Below are 1,199 nucleotides of genomic sequence, written 5' to 3' on the forward strand. Positions count from 1 at the left end.
GCGTAAACTTCGACAGATGTTTCAGTTCTCTCTTGCTGGCGTCATTAGAAATCAGGATCTTGCTGAAAACTTTTCCTACCTTTATAAAGTCGTATCTCGTCTCGAGAAATTTTGCCAGGGAACACCCATTGGAAAAATCTGGTGGGTAGCCGTTGGTTTCCTCGATGCTATTCGAGGCGATGAAGAAGGTATCAGCTCTGCAACAAAGCAACTCTTGCGTGAGCTCGATCACCAAATAAAACTGATGATCGATGAACCGCAGACCATTCTAGCGAAGCCTTTACCGACGGACTTACTAAAGAATTTACTGTATTACGTTGCAAAAAGTGCAATTGACAGTCAGCGCATCCAAGAGCTAAAAGCGTCCTTTAGCTTGGCTCAAGCCTTACCAAGCGAACAAGAAGTTGATGCCGAGCGTGAGAAACTGCATCGTCCAGGCGCTGAAACAATGAGCTCAGTTGTTGAGGTCTTAAGTGAAGAACTCAGCCACGTCAAAGAACAGCTAGATCTATACGTTCGCGATGACGATAAAGACAATACTCAGCTGCTTGAGCTAGTACCTCAATTAACTCAAATTGCTAATACCATGGCTGTTCTGGGCTTAGGTGTAGCCCGCAAGCTGGTGCTAGAGCAAATTAGCCGCATAGAAGAAATCGCTGAAAGCAGTGAACCAGCTAGCGACCAAGTATTAATGGATATGGCAGGTGCCCTGCTATATGTCGAAGCTAATCTGAGCTCACTCAGCGATGCGAGAGAACAGAGTGAAGAAGAGCAAAACGAATTTGTTGTACCCGCTGAACACTTCGAAAGTGCGCATAATGCCGTTATCTATGAATCACGAAATGGCTTGGAACAAGCAAAAAACAGCATCGTCAACTTTATAGCATCTCAGTGGGATCACGCCGAGATAGAGGATGTCCCAGACCTCTTAGACAGTATTCGCGGTGGCTTACAAATCATCCCGCTTACACAGGCGGCAAAGCTTCTTGAGTCTTGCAGCACCTATATTCGTGACTCCTTATTAAGCGATAAGCATATTCCTGACTGGCAACAACTGGATCGTCTCGCCGATGCGATTACCAGTATTGAGTATTATATGGAGCGCCTCTCAGAAGGGGCTCAAGACAATGACGGTATACTTAAGGTTGCCGAAGAGAGCGTCTCTAAACTTGGCTTTCCGACTCACGAAACCACAGAAG

At 45.9% G+C, this 1,199-nt stretch carries 1 pseudogene; it reads left to right on the plus strand.

Annotated elements, in window-relative coordinates:
- A pseudogene (locus A3729_RS33330) lies at positions 1–1,199 on the plus strand (hybrid sensor histidine kinase/response regulator); the annotation flags it as partial.

The organism is Oleiphilus sp. HI0043 (genome assembly GCF_001634935.1).